The organism is Moorella mulderi DSM 14980 (genome assembly GCF_001594015.1).
Lineage (GTDB): Bacteria > Bacillota > DSM-521 > Neomoorellales > Neomoorellaceae > Neomoorella > Neomoorella mulderi.
In genome coordinates this window covers 20,717-38,711 of sequence record NZ_LTBC01000019.1, presented here as the reverse complement: position 1 = coordinate 38,711, position 17,995 = coordinate 20,717, and the positions used below count along the sequence as shown (strand labels likewise).

24 protein-coding genes are annotated in these 17,995 nt (G+C 50.0%); 4 read left to right on the top strand and 20 right to left on the bottom strand.

All coding sequences use genetic code 11. The features are described from left to right. Nucleotides 1–113: 113 nt before the first annotated feature. The 6 genes from MOMUL_RS14010 to MOMUL_RS13985 form a co-directional block, all read right to left on the bottom strand. Nucleotides 114–539: a radical SAM protein gene (locus tag MOMUL_RS14010; RefSeq protein ID WP_062285837.1), complete on the bottom strand. Its 426-nt coding sequence runs from the start codon at nucleotides 537–539 to the stop codon at nucleotides 114–116. Nucleotides 540–695: 156 nt separating this feature from the next. Then, a complete protein-coding gene (locus MOMUL_RS14005; protein WP_062285834.1) occupies nucleotides 696–1,433 on the bottom strand; it encodes a DUF364 domain-containing protein in 738 nt (245 codons plus the stop codon). Between the two features lie 24 nt (nucleotides 1,434–1,457). After that, nucleotides 1,458–2,546, bottom strand: coding sequence for a radical SAM/SPASM domain-containing protein (locus tag MOMUL_RS14000; protein WP_062285832.1), 1,089 nt, complete (start codon nucleotides 2,544–2,546; stop codon nucleotides 1,458–1,460). Between the two features lie 55 nt (nucleotides 2,547–2,601). Then, on the bottom strand, nucleotides 2,602–3,444 hold the full coding sequence (locus MOMUL_RS13995; RefSeq protein ID WP_062285830.1) for an MBL fold metallo-hydrolase: 843 nt from the start codon (nucleotides 3,442–3,444) through the stop codon (nucleotides 2,602–2,604). 93 nt (nucleotides 3,445–3,537) lie between these two features. Next, the gene (locus MOMUL_RS17935) at nucleotides 3,538–3,762 is read right to left on the bottom strand and encodes an FmdB family zinc ribbon protein (RefSeq protein WP_084785677.1); all 225 of its coding nucleotides are present in this window, start codon (nucleotides 3,760–3,762) and stop codon (nucleotides 3,538–3,540) included. 482 nt (nucleotides 3,763–4,244) lie between these two features. Beyond that, nucleotides 4,245–4,679 (bottom strand): MOSC domain-containing protein, encoded by a 435-nt coding sequence (locus MOMUL_RS13985; protein WP_064774447.1) that lies wholly within the window; start codon nucleotides 4,677–4,679, stop codon nucleotides 4,245–4,247. 289 nt (nucleotides 4,680–4,968) lie between these two features. On the opposite strand from MOMUL_RS13985, the gene MOMUL_RS16750 reads away from it, so the two are divergent. Next, on the top strand, nucleotides 4,969–5,364 hold the full coding sequence (locus MOMUL_RS16750) for a hypothetical protein (protein WP_161485028.1): 396 nt from the start codon (nucleotides 4,969–4,971) through the stop codon (nucleotides 5,362–5,364). Next, nucleotides 5,286–6,212, top strand: a complete 927-nt coding sequence (locus tag MOMUL_RS13975; RefSeq protein ID WP_236713125.1) for an IS1380 family transposase — start codon at nucleotides 5,286–5,288, stop codon at nucleotides 6,210–6,212. Before MOMUL_RS16750 ends, MOMUL_RS13975 begins: the two co-directional genes overlap by 79 nt. A 146-nt stretch (nucleotides 6,213–6,358) precedes the next feature. On the opposite strand, the gene MOMUL_RS13970 is transcribed toward MOMUL_RS13975, so the two are convergent. The 10 genes from MOMUL_RS13970 to MOMUL_RS13930 all read right to left on the bottom strand — a co-directional run bounded on the left by MOMUL_RS13970 (nucleotide 6,359) and on the right by MOMUL_RS13930 (nucleotide 14,367). Then, entirely contained in the window at nucleotides 6,359–6,844 is a 486-nt protein-coding gene (locus MOMUL_RS13970) for an ECF transporter S component (RefSeq protein ID WP_062285821.1), read from the bottom strand. Nucleotides 6,845–7,471: 627 nt separating this feature from the next. Beyond that, entirely contained in the window at nucleotides 7,472–8,395 is a 924-nt protein-coding gene (locus tag MOMUL_RS13965) for a radical SAM protein (RefSeq protein ID WP_062285819.1), read from the bottom strand. Nucleotides 8,396–8,418: 23 nt separating this feature from the next. Beyond that, nucleotides 8,419–8,703, bottom strand: coding sequence for a DUF4405 domain-containing protein (locus MOMUL_RS13960; RefSeq protein WP_062285817.1), 285 nt, complete (start codon nucleotides 8,701–8,703; stop codon nucleotides 8,419–8,421). Between the two features lie 212 nt (nucleotides 8,704–8,915). After that, nucleotides 8,916–10,259 (bottom strand): NAD(P)/FAD-dependent oxidoreductase, encoded by a 1,344-nt coding sequence (locus MOMUL_RS13955; RefSeq protein ID WP_062285815.1) that lies wholly within the window; start codon nucleotides 10,257–10,259, stop codon nucleotides 8,916–8,918. 140 nt (nucleotides 10,260–10,399) lie between these two features. Next, nucleotides 10,400–11,023 carry an HD-GYP domain-containing protein gene (locus tag MOMUL_RS13950; RefSeq protein ID WP_062285812.1) on the bottom strand — a complete coding sequence of 208 codons (624 nt, stop codon included), beginning with the start codon at nucleotides 11,021–11,023 and terminating at the stop codon, nucleotides 10,400–10,402. Nucleotides 11,024–11,052: 29 nt separating this feature from the next. Then, nucleotides 11,053–11,337 (bottom strand): DUF2325 domain-containing protein, encoded by a 285-nt coding sequence (locus MOMUL_RS13945; RefSeq protein ID WP_062285811.1) that lies wholly within the window; start codon nucleotides 11,335–11,337, stop codon nucleotides 11,053–11,055. Further along, on the bottom strand, nucleotides 11,312–11,527 hold the full coding sequence (locus MOMUL_RS16370) for a hypothetical protein (protein ID WP_153018422.1): 216 nt from the start codon (nucleotides 11,525–11,527) through the stop codon (nucleotides 11,312–11,314). The genes MOMUL_RS13945 and MOMUL_RS16370 overlap by 26 nt, the downstream gene beginning before the upstream one ends. A gap of 146 nt (nucleotides 11,528–11,673) precedes the next feature. Beyond that, the gene (gene feoB, locus MOMUL_RS13940) at nucleotides 11,674–13,725 is read right to left on the bottom strand and encodes a ferrous iron transport protein B (RefSeq protein WP_062285809.1); all 2,052 of its coding nucleotides are present in this window, start codon (nucleotides 13,723–13,725) and stop codon (nucleotides 11,674–11,676) included. A gap of 116 nt (nucleotides 13,726–13,841) precedes the next feature. Then, on the bottom strand, nucleotides 13,842–14,093 hold the full coding sequence (locus MOMUL_RS13935) for a FeoA family protein (protein ID WP_062285806.1): 252 nt from the start codon (nucleotides 14,091–14,093) through the stop codon (nucleotides 13,842–13,844). 19 nt (nucleotides 14,094–14,112) lie between these two features. Then, nucleotides 14,113–14,367, bottom strand: a complete 255-nt coding sequence (locus MOMUL_RS13930; RefSeq protein WP_062285804.1) for a FeoA family protein — start codon at nucleotides 14,365–14,367, stop codon at nucleotides 14,113–14,115. 522 nt (nucleotides 14,368–14,889) lie between these two features. Between MOMUL_RS13930 and MOMUL_RS16745 the strand changes: the two genes are divergently transcribed. Continuing rightward, entirely contained in the window at nucleotides 14,890–15,048 is a 159-nt protein-coding gene (locus tag MOMUL_RS16745; RefSeq protein ID WP_161485027.1) for a hypothetical protein, read from the top strand. Between the two features lie 113 nt (nucleotides 15,049–15,161). Then, nucleotides 15,162–15,338 (top strand): PIN domain-containing protein, encoded by a 177-nt coding sequence (locus tag MOMUL_RS17105; RefSeq protein WP_201786529.1) that lies wholly within the window; start codon nucleotides 15,162–15,164, stop codon nucleotides 15,336–15,338. A gap of 96 nt (nucleotides 15,339–15,434) precedes the next feature. Here the strand turns inward: MOMUL_RS17105 and MOMUL_RS13920 are convergent, their stop codons facing one another. The 4 genes from MOMUL_RS13920 to MOMUL_RS13905 are packed head-to-tail and all read right to left on the bottom strand — an operon-like array spanning nucleotide 15,435 to nucleotide 17,983. Continuing rightward, a complete protein-coding gene (locus MOMUL_RS13920) occupies nucleotides 15,435–15,845 on the bottom strand; it encodes a type II toxin-antitoxin system VapC family toxin (RefSeq protein ID WP_062285799.1) in 411 nt (136 codons plus the stop codon). After that, nucleotides 15,833–16,075, bottom strand: a complete 243-nt coding sequence (locus MOMUL_RS16955; protein ID WP_062285797.1) for a ribbon-helix-helix protein, CopG family — start codon at nucleotides 16,073–16,075, stop codon at nucleotides 15,833–15,835. Before MOMUL_RS16955 ends, MOMUL_RS13920 begins: the two co-directional genes overlap by 13 nt. 46 nt (nucleotides 16,076–16,121) lie before the next feature. Beyond that, on the bottom strand, nucleotides 16,122–17,189 hold the full coding sequence (locus MOMUL_RS13910) for an ABC transporter ATP-binding protein (protein ID WP_062285795.1): 1,068 nt from the start codon (nucleotides 17,187–17,189) through the stop codon (nucleotides 16,122–16,124). Next, nucleotides 17,186–17,983: an ABC transporter permease gene (locus MOMUL_RS13905; protein ID WP_062285794.1), complete on the bottom strand. Its 798-nt coding sequence runs from the start codon at nucleotides 17,981–17,983 to the stop codon at nucleotides 17,186–17,188. The genes MOMUL_RS13910 and MOMUL_RS13905 overlap by 4 nt, the downstream gene beginning before the upstream one ends. Nucleotides 17,984–17,995 lie beyond the last annotated feature (12 nt).

Sequence of the window (17,995 nt, the reverse complement as noted above, 5' to 3'; positions counted from 1 at the left end):
GCCCTGGCTTCCTGGTAAATGGCTTCGTTCTCCTGCATGGGACAATTAGCCGGTAATCGCTCCAGTTTCCCCGTCCTACAGGCATAAACTCCACATTGAGCACAGCGCATTATTTAATAAGCCTCCTTACTATATCGATCAATTTCTGAACTTCCGCATTCACCAGAGTGCCCTCCGGGATAGATTTTTGCCGGCAATGGGCAGCTCCTTGCCTGTACACCAGCCGTAGCAATATATTTTGTAACCTCAGCCTGATGTAAGCCGTGCTCCCGTTCCAGGGGTCTGGCAAAAACCTCCGCTGGGGGGCGAGTAACGGTATTAAGCTGGATCTTTTCTACCGGCAAATCTTTTAAAACGGCAGTAAGGGCAGTAATCTCTTCTTCCCCATCATTGAGCCCGCGTACCAGCATCACTTCTATCCAGAGGCGGCCCCGAAACATGTCTGCGAAATCTTTTAACCCTGCGATAACCTGTTCTAAACTAAGCTGACCGCAGGGCCGGTTGACCCGTTCAAACGCCGGCACTGTAGCCCAGGGCACTCAAAAAAAGGGCTAAATCGATAAAATAATTAACCTTCCATTTGTTCAACTCTAAGCTCTCCCTTCCTGAACCCACTACAGGCATGGTTGTAAACCCTAACAACTTATCACAACTACCTGAACTACAAAAGCAACAATGCTGCCCAGATAGCACCGTTATTTCAATCCCTTTTTCGCCATGGTAAGCAACCTTACGCCGCGCCCGTGTAATTGCTGGAATACCACCCCCTCAGAAACAAACCTGAGCACCATTTCAGGCTCCACTACCCGCGTCCCGGAAATCAGGTCCACGCCGTAATCAAACCACAGGGGTGTAAGGGGCGTCGTCGGGCCAAGCACCATTACCAGGCTGTCTTTCCGGCAAAGTTTCAAGAGGCTTTCCATAGTACCGTTAATAAGGGCCGTGCCGGTTATGGCTACCACGTCGGCCAGTGGAAGGATATTCTCGGCTTCGCCGGCTGGCAAATCGCCGCTCTGCGGCCTTCTCTCGAGGACCCATAGCTCTGCGGCCGCCCGCCGCAGGCGGGGCGTGAATGGGAAATGGCCTACCACAGCAACCCTTCTGCCCGCGCCCTTTTCTACCAAGAGATCGCCGGCGTTGAGGTCCTGGCACCGTTCCATGTCCACTTCTATAAGGGAATTAATACTGGCTAGCCCGATGGTGGCTTCCAGGAGGCTTGCCGAGGTAGCATAGCGGCAAAGCTCGCGGGCGCTTTTACCTGTCAAAAAGCCTGCTTCGTTTACAGGAAAACGGTTTTCATGTTCGTGAGTAAAGGTTGTCGAGGCCAGGCCGCAGTAACGGCTCCACACCCCCGTCCAGAAAGGACCAATTCGTACTTCCTTTACAACCTCATCGCCGGATAGGCTAGCAATAATAGCATCAATAAGGCTCATCCATTTGCCTCCTTAAATATAGCCCTATAAGCCAAAGAGCTTGTAGCAGTTACTACACGGAAGGGGAGGCGCTGGTACTTCCGGGTTATCCAGGAGAAAAGGGTTAGTCAGTTCCAGGCGGTAACGGAAGGGCTGTTTAAATTCCCGGGCGGCTTTATTTTTAATCACCCTGGTCAAGCCTTCAGTAATTTTGCCATAATTAAGAGGTGTAAAGGGCGCTTCCTGCCGGCAAAAGTAACGGGGTACCACACCTTTATAGGGCAGTCCCAAATAGACGCAGGGGGCCACCTCACCGCGGCTATTGATAAAAATTTGGTTTAAGGGCCAGGCATCGCAGACCATGACGTCAAGATTAAACTGCAGGGGATAAACTCTTAAAGGAAGACCCAGACGCCCGGCCTGTTCTTCGGCAGCCTGGACGGCAAAAAGGTAGTCTTCATGAATTACTTCTCCCGGGCAGGCAAAGGCCCTTAAATTCTCCATCTCCGGGGAAAGGGTGAAATCCAGGTTGGTGGCTACCACTTCATCGGCCCCGGCGCTGGCTGCAAGTTCTATGAAAGCCGGGAGTTCAAGTAAATTTTTCCTGGTCATCAGGTAAGAACAGATAATTTTGGGTAAAGGGCTACCTCGCTTTTGTTTGATATCCGCCAGGCGGCTAATATTAGTAAGCAATCGCTTGAGACTGGAGCCGGAACGTAACATGGCATGGGTAACCTGGTTGCCCCCGGCTACGGAAAGGCCCAGAATGTCACTTTGCATTTCTACCAGCCGCTCCAGGACAGCAGGCCCTAAGAGGACGCCATTGGTAGTAAAGCCTACCCGGCAACCTTGTTCCTTGGCCAGCCGCATCATGTCAAAAAGCCGCGGGTGCAGCAGGGGTTCGCCCCAGCCTTGGAAGTAGATTAGCCCCACCTGGCGCAAGTATGGTACAATATAGCGTTCAAAAACATCCCACCGGATGTCAGTATCATACCAGCCGTCTTGCAAAAGAGTGTGGGGACAAAAAGAACATTTCAGCTGGCAGCGGCTGGTGACCTCCAGCTGGAGGACCGGTATTTTCCGCCTTGATGAAAAAAATCTCTGCAGCAAATTGCTGAGGTCTGGCCATTTCATCGGTTATCATATTGCTTCTTTCTTGTAATATGAGCCTCGCATGTCCTGTATGCAGTTAACAAGCGAACCTGAAGGCACGTCCTGCTTCATTGTAAATAAATTTATCTCCCAGGGCCTGGTAGAGGCTGGCGCTGGCCCGAAATCCAGTGCAGTGGCAGGCTACTAAGTACTGGAGACCAAAACGCGGCAAGGACTTGATTGTCTCCTCCAGCCGTTCCGGGCCGGCGTCCTTCAAGTGGGTACCGCCGATGACGGCGAAGATGCGGCTGGCACCGGTAAGGTCCAGGATGTGCTCCAGGGTGCTGATCAAGCCGGAGTGGGCGCAGCCCAGGAGCACCAGCGGCCCTTCCCTGGTAGTGATGATTAAAGACTGGTCGTCCCAGAGGCTGTCCTGGAGGTATTCACCACCAGCAAGGAGGCGAAATTCTTTGCTGATGGCTTCAAAAGCCTGCCGTCGCCGGATTTCGCCGGTCAAAATAACTCCTCCGGCCAGCTCGACCGGCTGCCGGGAGAGGTGGAAAATCGCCCCGCTTGTTTCTAATTCTGCCCGTGACCAGGGGATGCCGATATACCTGGCTTTCTCCCCTTCCCGGAGGCGGTATTTTGCCGTGAATACATCGGGGTGGGCGTATACAGGAAGGGGTCCGGTAATCTCACAGATCTTTTTCAGGCCACCGGTATGGTCGTCATGGCCGTGGCTTAAGGCAATAGCTGTAATTTCCCGGGGATCGAGGCCCAGGCTCAACATGTTCTGGACAACGGCGCCCCCGGCCCCGGTATCGAAAAGGATGGTCCTTTCCCCGGTTCGTACCAGGAAAGCCAGGCCATGTTCGGCTATCAAGCCCCTGGTGGTGACCGTATTGTCTACTAGGTTGATGATTTCAACGGTTCCAGCCATCCTTATTTACCCTCCCGAAGGTATTTTCCCCATTAAACTTTTACCCCGGAAGGGCAGTAGCCATTTCCTCCCCGGGGTACAAACATAAGGTTTTTAAGCGTGGCAGCAACCGCCAGGCGGGCAGCTATCCGGCCGGGAATCCCTCCCGCAGCACAGCGTTTTCCCGCCAGCCCCCGGGCGGCCTTTTACTATATGCGGCGCCGAGAATATCCTTACTAATCTCGTGCTGCCACAGTTAGGGCAGCTATCAGCATCCTCCCGTTTGTTAAAAGTACTTATTGCCCCGCAATCGCTGCATTTAAATTCAAATTCTGGCATTTACTATTCACCTCCAGCCTGCTTCTAGTATAAATCTATTAAGAACATATGTCAATATTATGTTGCAAAAAAGCCCCCCTGCCAAAAAAAGGGGGGCTACCGGGAAAATTATACTCCTTGAAGGAAAACCTGATAGGCTGGTAATTAGCTGCTAGCTTCTTAATCTTTATTAAGTGCATCTGCCTAATCTCCGCGGGTTAATCTAAATTATCCCCCCTAATCATTCTTGCCCCACATTGGGGGCAGATTGTGTCAGTACAGGGCTTCCCCAATTGGTGCGGCACCTGCATGCCACACTGAGGACAAACACAATTTCCGGCCCAAGAGCTTTGGCCCTTCCCGCCTGTCGGTGAGATGCCTTGGCCACTACCCCTGCCTCCTCCCATTCTTCTCCCTCTGCCGCCACCTGTACCCCTTCCCCATCCGCTCCCCATTCCTGCATTCCAACCGCCTGGCATATTTATTCTCCTTTCGTTTTAAGTTTACGTAATTATGGTCACCCAGTCACCTGTTTTTACCCAGCCGCTTTTTACCACCCGGCAATAGATACCTTCGGTCTTTAAAGGAGCCGGCTCTAGAAACGAGAAAGATGACGATTCATCGTCCTTTTTCCCAATTTGTGTGACTTCAACAATTGCTTCTCCTACCAAAATCCTGAACCCAACATTAATCCCTTCCAAATTAATGCCTTGAACGGTAATGTTTTCGGCAAAATCACCCGGTTGAAAGGGAAGGCCTAAGGCCCCGGCCAGTTCTTCAGCCCTTTCAGCCATAAAAACGCTCACCTGCCGGCTTGTTCCCGCATGGGCGTCCCCTTGCAAACCGTAATCAGCAAGCAAGTACCCTGAACCAACGTTAATTTTCTTTATTCCTCTCCGCGCACTAAGATTAACACCGATAACTTTGCCTGTCGACATATTCTATGCCTCACCTTTACAAATTGGAAAATTAGCAGGGTTCTCAGGTTCGTAGATTTTAAAGGGCCGTTTATATATGAATACCAAAGTAAATAAAAATATATTTAAGGGACACATATAAACCTATAACCGGCAAGTAACACCGGCATCCAAGCTTTAAACCCTTGATATAAGTTACTTTGCTCAAAAAGAAAGCCGAAAATTTTTTTACAAAAAAAGAAGGAAGACACCCTTTCCGAATCTAATTGGATACTTGACAAGAGAATCCAAGAGAAAGGATGTCTTCAAGATGATGGTACAACAAAAAAGCGGTCACCATCAAGCACCTCCTTTATTGAGAAGTGAAAGAAGAAAGATTGAGCTTGAGAAACGCCAATTACAGAAGAAAATTAGCCGTTATAACCTGCCAACAACCTTTGATAACCATACAGTCACCAGATTTGCTAATTTTGGTCTGATTGAACCCTTTAAGCAGGCTATAGGTTTTAAGAAGATAATCCGCAACACCTTAACGATGCGCAAAGCGCCTAACAGTAAATTTCAGCCGACGATTTCCCTGAGGAAACGGGTTTTAGGCGTCTTCTGGCTGCCATGCAGGAAAACTCCTTGGCAGAGCTACGCTCTATCGACCAGCAAATACGGGAAATGCGCTCTAAAACAACACCACCTAGGGAGATATGGTTAGATATTGACGACACAGTTATCACCTTGCATGGTTCCCAAGAAGGCGGTGCGATAGGCTACAATCCCCGCTATCATGGCCGCCCTTCCCTGAAGGCTAAAGTCGCCTTTATAGCCGAGACCGCTGAAATGCTTAATCTCAAGGCATATAACGGTAAAATCCATAGCAACGGTGGTTTTCTAAACTTCTTTCAGGATACGGAGCAGAGATTGCCAAGGAATTACGTTTTAAAGGGGGTACGCCTGGATAAAGGCTTCTTTGACGAAAAAAACTTCGATTACTTCGAGGAACGAACCTATTTGTATGTCTGCAAGGTCCCTTTGCGTGGGGGACTGCAAAAAGTCATTGCTTACCTTAACCGTGAAAACCTGTGGCAAAGAATAGATGAAGTCTACAGCGTTGCCGAATTAACCATTCCCTTACCCAATTGGGCTAAAGCCAGGCGTTTTGTTTTCATCCGCCAGGATTTAGAGGCGGTAACCGGGCAACTCTATATCCAGCATCCCGATTTTTACAAGTACCAGGCCATTGTTACTAACATCCCGGCCGAAGATATGCCGGCCGAAGAAGTGTGGCGCTTCTACAACCAGCGAGGAACCTGTGAACTATGGATTGATGAACTAAAAGACGGTTTTGCGGTCGAAGAAGCCAGCCAGCATACCTTCTTACGTAACGAAGCCTATATGCTGGTCAAGGCCATTGCCTACAATCTATTGCTCTGGTTTAAAGAAGTGACTTTGCCTGAGACCATCAAAAGTTACCAGGCAGAAACCATAAGGCGGGGTACATACGGCGATGTAAGGATTGTTTTTAAGATTAACATATGTCAAATATGCTGGCCACCGCGATAAAGTCCAGCCATTGCACCCAACTCCCTGAGGTTTATCGTTTTAGTTCTCCCACGGATAATTGGTACCGGTGCCTTAAAGAGACCTTTCCCGAACATTTGCGTCCCACAGCAAAATTTTTCCTAGATTGCTACAAGAACGGCAACATTCTATAGCGACCTCTTATACTGCTCGGGTAGGGCTTTATACATGATAACCGCTATAACCCCTCCTGCCAGGGCCGTAAGCAACTGGGGGATCTGGAAGGCCTGCGCCAGCTTGGGGGGCAAGACCAGAATGAATTTCAGCGCTAACACAAAGACCCCATACTTGCATACCGCGGCAGCAATGACGCCGACCCAGGGGTTAAACCTTGCCAGCAGGCCGAAGACTATCACCAACGTAGCGTTGGCCGCCATTATGAACGGTGTTATGGGTTGGGCGAGCGGGGGCACGATGCCCCGCATGAGGGCGATCCATGGCGTCAGGGCGCCTATGACGACCCCGCCCCCCATACCTACAGTAAAAGTCGCTAAAAACAGCATCGCGTTTACCAGCGGGCCTGTCACCGGCTGCGGCAGCCCGACCATCTGAACTACGACCGTCAGCGCCAAAAGCAGGGCGGTCGTAGTCAGAAACCTGGTATTTCGCCACATGACTTACCTCGCCTCCTCAGTTTTTCCAGCAGCGTCCCATTTCCTTCTGAACGCCTGCAACAGCGCTTCTACGTCCCCCTCCACTACCACTTCTGGCGTATAGACAGGCGGACGGGAACCAGCACGCCTCTTTGTTCTCAGTTCCACTGGATGCGGGTGGTGACTAGTCCCTGGACTTTAGCTGGCTAGTAAAGAAGCCCTGGCCAAAGCTGTGAAGAAGGTCGGCCGGATAAGCAGGCCTGCAGCTTCTACTGCCCAAGGGTTTAACTTATTTCTTCCCGGCAAAACCAGGACGTCACGGCTTACTTAAAACTATAGTCAGCTTCAAAAATATGATATAAATACATCTGAAAGAAGGTGTTCTTGTGCCGGAAAAGGCTTAAAAGAAGGTGAACTGGAAGGTAAACAGGAAGTAGCCCGGAACCTGCTTTTGCTTAACGTGACGTCGAAACCATAGTTAAGGCTACAGGGCTTTCCCTGGAAAAGATAAATGCGCTAAAGAAGTAACTGGAGCAGTGATTTTTTGCCCTCTTTTCCTGATTGGTTGTACCTTCCCGGTATAGCCGGTAAGTAAGGACAGTAACGGCGGCGCATCATCTCATAAACACGTTCTAACAGTTGCCGTCTTTACTGTCGAACTCTATAATAAACTTCTTCCTTGTAAACCGCTTGGATAAGGCCAGCTTCTACCAACCGTCCCATATATTTTGTAACCTCAGCCTGATGTAAGCCGGTTAAAAAAGCAATTTCCGTCAAGGTACAGGGCCGCCGCCCCAGAAGGGTCACAATCTCCCTTTCGATATCCTGCTGGCTCCCGTACCCATACACCTTACCGGCAAAATGGCCAATAATCTCTGTCCTATTACCCAGCCGGGCAGCTATTCTTTCCATTTGCTCCCGTTCCAGGGGCCTGGCAAATGCCTCTACCGGGGGGCGACTAACGGTATTAAGCTGGATCTTCTCTGCCGGCAGATCTTTTAAAACGGCAGCGAGGGCAGCAATCTCTTCTTCCCCATCATTGAGCCCGCGGACCAGCATCACTTCTATCCAAAGGCGGCCCCTGAACATGTGTGCGAAATCTTGCAACCCTTTGATAACCTGCTCTAAACTAATCTGGCCGCAGGGTCGGTTGACTCGCTTAAAGGCCGGAACTGTAGCCGCATCGAGGGAAGGTATCACCACATCTGCCGTCGCTAACTCTTCCCGTATATCCTGATCGTGCAGTAGTGATCCATTGGTCAACACGGCCACCGGTATGGACGTTAATTTTTTTAAACCCCGGATTACCCGGCCGACCCCTGCATTAAGGGTGGGCTCACCGGAGCCAGAAACTGTTACATAGTCCGGTCGGTGATTTCCTTTAAGTTTTGTCTCTATTTCCTGTAGCACAGCTGCTACCGGTACATATTCCTTGCGCTGGACGGTATGTAATATGGTTCGGCCCAACTGGCAGTAAATGCAATCATAGCTGCAAGTTTTAAAGGGAACAAGGTCGATACCCAGGGACCACCCCAGCCGCCGTGACGGGACAGGGCCAAAAACATAACTCATTTTCCCTCTCCCCCTTTTTAGCATTAGCGCAACCTATCCCTGCCGCCGAAAACACGCCTGGTCATACCTGCAATCCATTCCCAGTGCAAGTAAAAATGAACTAAAACCAGGACCACCGTCACTATCGCCAGCCAGCGGTGTATTGCTCCCCATTCCTGGCGGCTAAAAATAAAAGTGGGAGCAAAAGCTTGCTGGCCGTATCTCCCTACCGGAAGAATTAGCCACGGGATAAAACCAGAAAGGGCTACGCCCAGGGCACTCAGGAAAAGGGCTAAATCGACAAAATAATTAACTTTCCATTTATACAACTTCCCACTTCCTTCCCGGATCACATTCTAAATTCAGGATGGCATATAACTTTGCTATATCATCCCTACCTGCTTCCAATATAAATCTATAAAGAACATACGTCAATATTGTATTGCAAAAAAGCCCCCCTGCCAAAAAGAGGGGGGGCTACTAGAAAAAATTGTATCCCTGAAAAATTGTGCTCCCTGAAGGAAAGTTTGATAGGCTGGAATTAGCTCCTTAACTTTAGCACGGCGTCCTCGGCCGCATTTGTTACTTGATAAGCGACAGGCGAGGCGGTAAGGGCCGGGTGGGTCCCTACCTGCATGGTTTCCAGCTCGTCGGCCCGCATCTTATGCTGCACGGCAGCCGCCAGCAGGTTGGTCAGCTCGCCCACCGCAGTACCGCCGTAAGCCTGCCCGCCTACAATTACACCCGTATCTTTAGTAAAGATCAACTTTACGCCCAGCTCTCTGGTCCCCGGCATACTCCCCGGATGCCTGTCAGGCGCCTTGGCGGTACCAGTTACGACCTCAATACCCGCTTCCCGGGCCGCCCTTTCCGTCAGGCCTACCGACCCCAGGGCCAGGTCGCCGACAATTGTCGAAAACACTCCTACTGCCGCCCCCCTGGCCCGCCTGAGGCCGAACAGGTTGGCCCCCGCCACCCGGGCTTCATGGGTGGCTACGGAAGCCAGTTTAATGAGGGACGGCCCGTGCCCGAAAAACGAGCTTTTTTCGGCGCAATCGCCAATGGCGAAAATACTAGGGTCACTGGTACGCATATAATCATCAACCCAAATGCCGAAACGATTGTCAACTTTCAGTCCCGCCATTTGGGCCAGTTCAATATTGGGCGCCACGCCGATGCCGAAGATCACTACGTCGGCAGGCAGGGTTTCGCCATTGGAAAGTCTCACCTGTTCTACTTTACCGTTACCCAGAAATTCTTCTACTTTTGTCCCGGTGATAATGTTTATCCCTTGAGAGCGTAGTTTATCCTCTGCCAGGGTGCAGACCTCATCATCAAATGCCAGGGCCAAGCAATGGGGTAAAAGTTCGACAATGGTAACATTCAGTTCTCGCCCTTTCCGGCATTCATCGGCAAACTCAACCCCTATGAACCCGCCACCGACGATAACCAGGTTTCTCGCTTTATCCAGGGCACTTTTGAGATTCTCAAGATAGGCTACGTCTTTTTTGACGACGAAAACGCCTTCGAGGTCAGCCCCTTTTACCGGTGGAACAACAGGAGACGATCCGGTAGCCAGGACGAGTTTGTCATAGGTGATGCTACCAGATTTCACCGTAGAAACAGCCTTGCTTTGGCGGTCAATCCCTATAACTTCATCGATCACCAGTTCTATGCCGTTATTAACCAGCGTGGCGTCCGGGATGAGGTTCTTGTCGGGGCTCCCCACAGTACCAAAAATGTAAGGAATACCGCAGGGAACCAAAACCTTTTCTTCTTTCCGTACCACGGTTACCTTTTTGTCCTTAAAATACCTTTTGGCAGTAATAGCTGCCGTAAGGCCCGCCGCACTCCCGCCGATAACTAGTACATCCGTACCCTTCAAACCAGCCGCCCCTTTCCATGTTTTTTGTTAATACTAGAACTTAGTTTTGTAAATAGTATAGTATTTATTAGGTCATATGTCAATAATAGTTAGAGAAAAAATTTCCGTTAGTATAATCGGTTTTAAATTTATATCTATATCTACCCTGCAACCTTTTTCAAGGACCACTTTTCCTCCCACATGGGCCACAATGCCTCCGCCGCTTCCACCAGCACCGCATCAAACTGGATGGCTTTGTTGGCAACAACTTCTTCCCAGCAGTGGTGCCAGGTAAGGGCTGGGCGGTAAGGCCTTTCTGAGGTCATGGCATCAATGGCATCGCATAAGGCAATAATCCGTGACCCTAAGGGAATGGCCTCGCCTTTTAAACCAGCCGGATAACCCTTACCGTCCCAGCGTTCGTGATGGTACAGGACCAATCGAGCTATCGAGCTCAATCGCCGCGATTTGGTCAAGATTTTATAGCCTATCTCGGGATGGCGCTTGATCACTGCCCATTCGTGAGGTAAAAGGCGGCCCGGTTTGCGCAAAATCTGGTCCGGGACGCCAATTTTCCCGATATCATGCAAATGGGCAGCCATATGTATATTCTCGAGTTCTGCGCCCTTAATCCCAACTCTCCTGGCCAGGTCAAAGGCCATATCAGCCACGCGTTGCGAATGGTCTTCACTATAAGGATCCCTGGCTTCCAGGGCAGCCGTCAAACATTCAATAATGTCATGGTAGACCCCATGCAGGGTATGCCCCCATATCCAAGAAAGCATCCCGGTTCCCCTTCCCCGTCGCCGCTATTTTAGCCGTTTATAAAGCCCTTCCAGGCTTTAGCTATATAGGCCCAAGAGCGCCGGGCAAAAATAGTTCTAACCCCCTTTTTCCGGGCATCCTTTTTGATCTTTGCGGCCAGTCCATGGCTGACAAAGTCAGTAAACACAAGCACGACATCAATCTCGTGGGGCAAATCTACAGCTATATGGCCAATTTTACGCCCGCTTAAGTGTTCGATTTCAGTGAAACCCAGGCTTTTAAGGTTATCAGGGATTTTCCCCAAACGGTCACCGCCAACGATTAAAATAGACAAAGCCATGTCCCCCTTTGTCTAATTGATAATTTTTCTCATTTGTTCCTGTTAAAATAAGGGGGTTAATTTCCTCAGCAGAGAAGGCTGGCAGTTCAGGCTTCCCTGCTGAGGTCCCCTTCAGACTGTAAAGGCTACGGCTTATATTGTCTTCCCGATCTGGCTCCTTGACCACCGTTACAAACTTGATCACAACCTGGGCAGCCTTCCCCTCTGGCAGTTTCCAACAGATGACGCGCCAGGATGGCACCTGCTATAATACCTGCTCCGGCTAAAATAGCTATCTCCATCGCTTTCCGTCTCCTTTAGCCGCACGCTTAAACATTCCGGGTGTCTTTTTTAACCAAGCCCGAGGAGCCTGCCTACCTGGAAGACCAGCACCGCCATCACCCAGCCCAGTACCAGGCTGTAGCCGATGGCAAAGGCAGTCCAGCCCCAGGAATTAGTTTCCCGGCGTATGGCCGCGATAGTTGCCACACAGGGAATGTAAATCAGGGTCATAACCATAAAAGCGTACGCTGAAAGTGGCGTCCAGGAGTGAGCAATAGTCGCTGTCAACCCGTCTTCTTGTACGCCGTAAAGCACCCCCAGAGTGCCGACGACCACTTCTTTAGCCAAAATACCAAATACCAGGGCTACCGCCGCTTCCCAGGTGCCAAAACCGGCCGGTTTAAAGACCGGCGCCAGTATAGTTCCCAGTCTCCCGATCAGGCTCTCCTGGCTGGCGTATGCCACGCCCAGGGGTAAGTTGGAAAGCACCCAGATTAGCACCACGACACCGACAATAACGGTGCCGGCCTTGCGGACAAAAGAGCTCCCCCGTTCCCACATATGGATCATGGTGCCTTTAAGGGTCGGTACCCGGTAAGGCGGCAGTTCCATGACAAAGGGAGCTGTTTCTCCTTTAAAAAGAAAGGTCTTAAAGATTTTTCCCATGATAATGGCCAGCACAATACCTAAAAGGTACAGGGAGAAGATTACCCAGCCCTGGTTGGCTGTAAAGAAGGCACCGGTGAAAAGGACGTAAACCGGCAAGCGGGCCGTGCAGGACATCAAGGGGTTAATAAGGATAGTAATTAAGCGGTCCTGCCGGCTTTCCAGGGTTCTGGTAGCCATGATGCCCGGTACGTTGCATCCAAAGCCGATTAAAAGCGGGACAAAGGATTTCCCGTGGAGGCCGAGGGCGTGCATCAAGCGGTCCATGATATAAGCAGCCCGAGCCATATAACCGCTATCTTCCAAGAGAGAAATGGCTAAGAAGAGCAAGAATATGGGAGGGATAAAAACAAGTACCGAACCCAGCCCCCCGATTATCCCATCAGCTATGAAGGAAGTCAGGAGTTGCGGGGCACCCAGGGCTTCCAGCCAGCCGGTAGCAAGGCCGGTTAACCCCTCAAAGGCGCTTTCCACCCAGCCAATCATGGGGTCACCCAGCTTAAAGGTAAATTGAAAGACAGCCCACATAGCCAGGAGAAAAATCGGCAACCCCAGGTATCGATTAGTTACTATGCTGTCAATCTTATCAGATAAAGTAAGCCTTTCCTCCAGTGTGTGCCGTCTAGTAACAGCCTCTTTTACCAGGCCGTTGATAAAACCATAGCGGCGGTCGGCAATAATGGCTTCTGCTTCTTCTCCTAGAATTTCATTAAGTTGCTTTTTGCTTTTGGCTACCTGTTCAAGGACCTGTTTGGCCCCTTCTTTTTGCAACTCTGCCTGAAGGCGTTCATCGTCTTCCAGAAGTTTTATCGCCAGCCACCTGGCAGGGTATTTGGCGACAAGATCTGCGTCCTGCTTTATAATTTGCTCTAATTTATCCAGTTCTTTTTCAATTTCCGTTCCATAGTTTATTTTTAACGGCTGGCATGTTTTCTCCTGGATCTTCTTCGCAACCGTAGCCACAAGTTCCTTTATACCCTCACCACGCGTGGCTACGGTCGGCACCACCGGAACCCCTAACGCTTGCGCCAGGCGCGGGATATTGATTTCGATCTTGCGTGCCCTGGCCTCATCAAACATATTTAAGGCGACGACGACATTGGCCCCCATCTCCAGCAATTGGGTAGTCAAGTACAAGTTGCGTTCCAGGTTGGAAGCGTCGACGACATTGATAACGGCCTCAGGTTGATCAAAAAAGATAAAATTGCGGGCGATAAGCTCGTCCTCACTGTAAGCACCAAGGCTATAAGTCCCAGGCAAATCAACAATATTGAAAGTTTGTCCTTGATAGCTAAGCTTCCCTTCTTTTTTCTCCACCGTCACGCCTGGCCAGTTGCCAACATGCTGGCGGGCGCCAGTCAGATCATTAAAAATACTGGTCTTACCTGAATTGGGATTGCCGACTAAGGCAATAACCTTTCCCCTTTCAGGTTTAGCCATTGCTACTGCCTCCATGGGTTCCCCTCCTTAAAATGCCAGTTCCCAGCGAAAAGTGTTAAGTATGCCTAACATCAACTTACATCATCTTGCTGACATACACTCCCTGCCTGCAAAAAGGATTACCCCCGCCCTCAACCTACTTCTTCTACCATAATCTTATGGGCCATACCCCTTCCAATTGCCAGGCGGCCGCCCCCTGAACCATTCCCTAGCGAAACAATTATGGGTCCAAAGTTATCATTGCGGATAATCTTAATGGTTGACCCGCGTACCAGGCCCAGCTCTGTTAGCCGGCGACGCAAACTTATGCCGCCAGCGACTTCTTTAATAACTGCCTCCCGGCCTGTATTTAAAAATTCCAGGGGTAATAACCCGTTGCTCATACCCGAACACCTCTTAACATTATTTAAGATGCTCTACAAGAATAGCGGCTGCTTCTTTTTTGCGCAAGCTCAAGTGGTAACCCTTAACTTTTACTTCTATAGGGTCGCCCAGAGGAGCTGCTCCTGCGACAGCCACTTCAGTACCGGGAACTACTCCCATGTCCAAGAGCCGGCGGCGGAGTTCGCCGGTAGCGGTAATTTTAATCACCTTGCCGCGGGCACCCTTTTCCAATTCGCTTAAGGCCCGTGTGCTAATGGTTTCTAAAGCCTCCATGACAACAGCCTCCTTTCCTTCTTTAAGCAAATCAAGGTTGCTTAATTTTCATTAAAAGATAATGACATTCATTCTCATTAGGTTAATAAAAAAATACCACACAGGTAAATAAATTGTCAAGCCCTTTCTTAAATAATCAAATAGAGTTGGCAGGAGTTAAATTGCACTTAACTTACATCCTCCCTATTTTCCCCGCTTTCACTCCACATCAACTCCGCTTTTGTGCTTATTTTCACAATTAAGTATAGCTTAATTCGCTTTTGCTGGTATTCTGCCTCGCAGGCGCCCGGTAATCCCGGGGTTTTTTGGCGTGGCCCACCTCCTATCTGGCGCAAATAATGTGCAATATTGACTAGCTATAACTTGGGATATAATTATGGTAAGACGCGACTTACTTTTGTGGAGGTGTAGTAAAATTGCAGGGTATGATAAAAGTATCCAGCAAAGGCCAGATTGTGTTACCTGCCAAATTAAGAAAAAAAAGCATGTATAAAAAAAGGTGATATTTTAATTGTTAACCTGGTGGGCGATAAAGTTGTAATTGAACCACTTAATAAATCCAAAAAAGAAGATTGGCAGCAGATACTTGAAGAAACAGCAGGAATCTGGCCGCATGTAGACTCAAAGTATGTCGAGGAACTCCGTTTAGCTGCCCAAAAAAGATTGGAGGAAACCCTGTGAGGGTAATATTTGATACGAATATTTGCATTGATCACCTGCGCGGTTTCAGGCCTGCTACCGATTATCTTTCCAGATGCCAGGACATGGAACGATGGATCAGTTCCATAACCGTTATGGAATTATATGCCGCGCCGCATATTACGGCTGAACAGCAAGAAAAAATTGCACGGCTGTTCGATGGCTTAAATGGGATAGCGGCAACAGCATTACATCTGGACGCTGTTCTCGCCACAAAGAATAAAAAGCATTTTGATTTTATCCCTGGAATTATTGTTGACTGTCCTTATTAAAACCGCAGCCTAAGAGCACCAGCGGCCCTTCCCTGGTGGTAATGATTAAAGACTAATCGCCGGAGAAGACCCTTCCAGAGATCTTCTGTTTTCGAGCTACACCTGCGACGACGAGAGGGAGGCGGGGGTAAGCACTTCTAGCCCGGGTACCCGTTTGAAATGTTCTACATTTAATGTAAACAGGGGCAGGTTGCGCGCCAGACAGATGCCGGCAATGAGGGTATCAGGCACCCCAATTACCTCCCCGCCAGACCGCAATCTATTTTCGATTACAGCCGCCGCCAGGGCTGCCTGGCCATCAAAGGGCAAGATGGTAACCTGCTGAAAAAATTTAGCCAACAGCTTTTCCCTTTTACTGTTGGCAGCAAGACCTACCTGGAGTTCAAAAACTGTTATAGCTGTTATGGTAAGCGTACCATTTCTTAAATCATGCTCGACATAATCAACTTCCGGCTGGTGCCCCTTCAAAAAGCCAATAATTATCGAAGTATCGGTTACGACTCCCACCGCGACCAGAACTCCTTCACCCTGGCTGCATATTTTTGGCCTTCTTCTTCGCTTAAACTACCGGCAAGTCTTAGAATCTCGTTAATCTCTTTTTCCCGGTTCTCCGCCTTTGCTAAATATTCCTCAAGGGCTTCATTTACTATTTCTGAATAACCCCGTAATCCTCGCCTGGCCGCCAGGGCCATAAGTTTAGCCCGGGTTTCATTGCTGATTTCAATGGTAGTGCGCATGTTTAATCACCTCATATAAGTATTCTAGTATGCAAATACTTACATGTCAATAATGCGGGAAAACATTAATGGCGGCCGGCGGGATAGTGCAGTAAACTGTGCTGCCCGGCGCCAGGGAACAACCTTTATCTTCCCTGGCAACAACCAGCGCGACAAGCCTTTCGCCGGCATCGATTATTACCCTGGTCAGTAAGCGCCGTGGGTAAACCGCGAGCACCTTTCCCCGTAGGCAGTTCCCGGGCTGCGGCAAACTGCTCACCAGGATTTGTTCCGGCCTGACGGAAAAACCCGCCCGGCCGGTTAAATCCGTCTCTACCTGCAGCAGCGCCTCTCCCAGGGAGACGTATTTCCGGCCGCCGCGCAGGATAATATCGCTGTAATAAATATTTTCCGCCCCGACAAAGCGGGCTACCGCTGCCGTCCGCGGCCGGGTAAAGATTTCCTCCGGTGAGCCCACCTGGAGCAATTTTCCCCCCATTATAACCCCAATGCGCTCACCCAGATATAAGGCTTCTTCAAAATCGTGGGTTACATGAATAATGAGGGTGCCAGTAAGCTGGTGCAGGCGCTTTAGCTCCTGCTGGAGCATCTCTTTTGTACAGGGGTCCAGGGCCGACAGGGGTTCATCCAGTAAAAGGACCCGGGGCTTCATTATTAAAGCGCGGGCCACGGCCACCCGCTGCTGTTCGCCGCCGCTTAAAGTATATGGAAGACGCCTGAGAAGGTGGGCGACACCAAGCAGGGACACCACGGCTTCTAATTCCCTTTTTATCTCGTCAGGAGGCAATTTCTTGTTTTTAAGCCCGAAGACAATGTTTTCCCTGACGTTTAAATGGGGGAATAAGGCATAATCTTGGTAAACAAAACCGAAGCGCCTTTTTTCCGGCGGCCAGGCGGTAATATTTTCTTCCCCCAGCCATATTTCACCGGCATCTGGCGCATGCATACCGGCAATAACCTCTAAGAGGACTGTTTTGCCTGCACCCGTCGGCCCCAGGATAACGAAGTATTCTCCCGGAAAGACTTCCAGAGATATATCCCGGAGTTGAAACTCGCCTATCTTTTTAGTTATCCGGAATAGCCGCAGCGAGCGCACGGGCAATCGTTCTTTCACAGGCCCGGCACCCGCTCGTACAGCTTTACTCCTGCCCGTTCAAAAACGGCCAGGGAAATCACGGCGATCAGGATCAGGATGGCAGCCGAAGCCATCAGGTCCTCCATGTCGCCTGTAGCCATATTTAAATAAAGGGATATGGGCAAGGTTTCCGTTTTAAACCTGGTGGCGCCGGCCAGCATAAGCACCGCACCAAATTCCCCCAGGGCCTTACCCCAGGTGAGAACCAGCCCTGCGAGGATATTATTTCGTATTAATGGTAAAGTAACCTTTAGAAAAGCCCGGGACGGGGTACAGCCCAGGGTCCGGGCCACATATTCCAGGCGGATATCCACGGCCTCGATAGCAGCCTTCAGGACGGTAATCAAGGCAGGAAGATTGACGAAAAATTGGGCCAGGATGATCCCGGGTACGGTAAACACAAAACGTAAACCCATCCTGGCTAGGATTTCGCCAAAGGTCGTAGTGCCAAAAAGCAGGAGCAGGCAAACGCCGGAAACAACGGGCGGCAGGGTTAAAGGGATTCTGAGAAGATTGGCTGCTATACGCCGGCCCGTCAGGTTGTAGCGGGCCAGGGTATAGGACACCGGTATAGCTACCAGCAGGCAGGCGGTTGTTGAAACTATAGATGTTATCAGGCTGAGCCTGATGGCGAAGACCAGTTCGGGCGCCTTCAGAGAGGCAGGAATGTAAGGAATACCCCTTACCAGCACGGTACTAACGGCAGCTAAAATAAATAGCAGTACCAGGGAAGTTATCAGCACGTTAACCGTTTTAAAAAGTTTTGCCCCCAAGGTTTTCCCCCC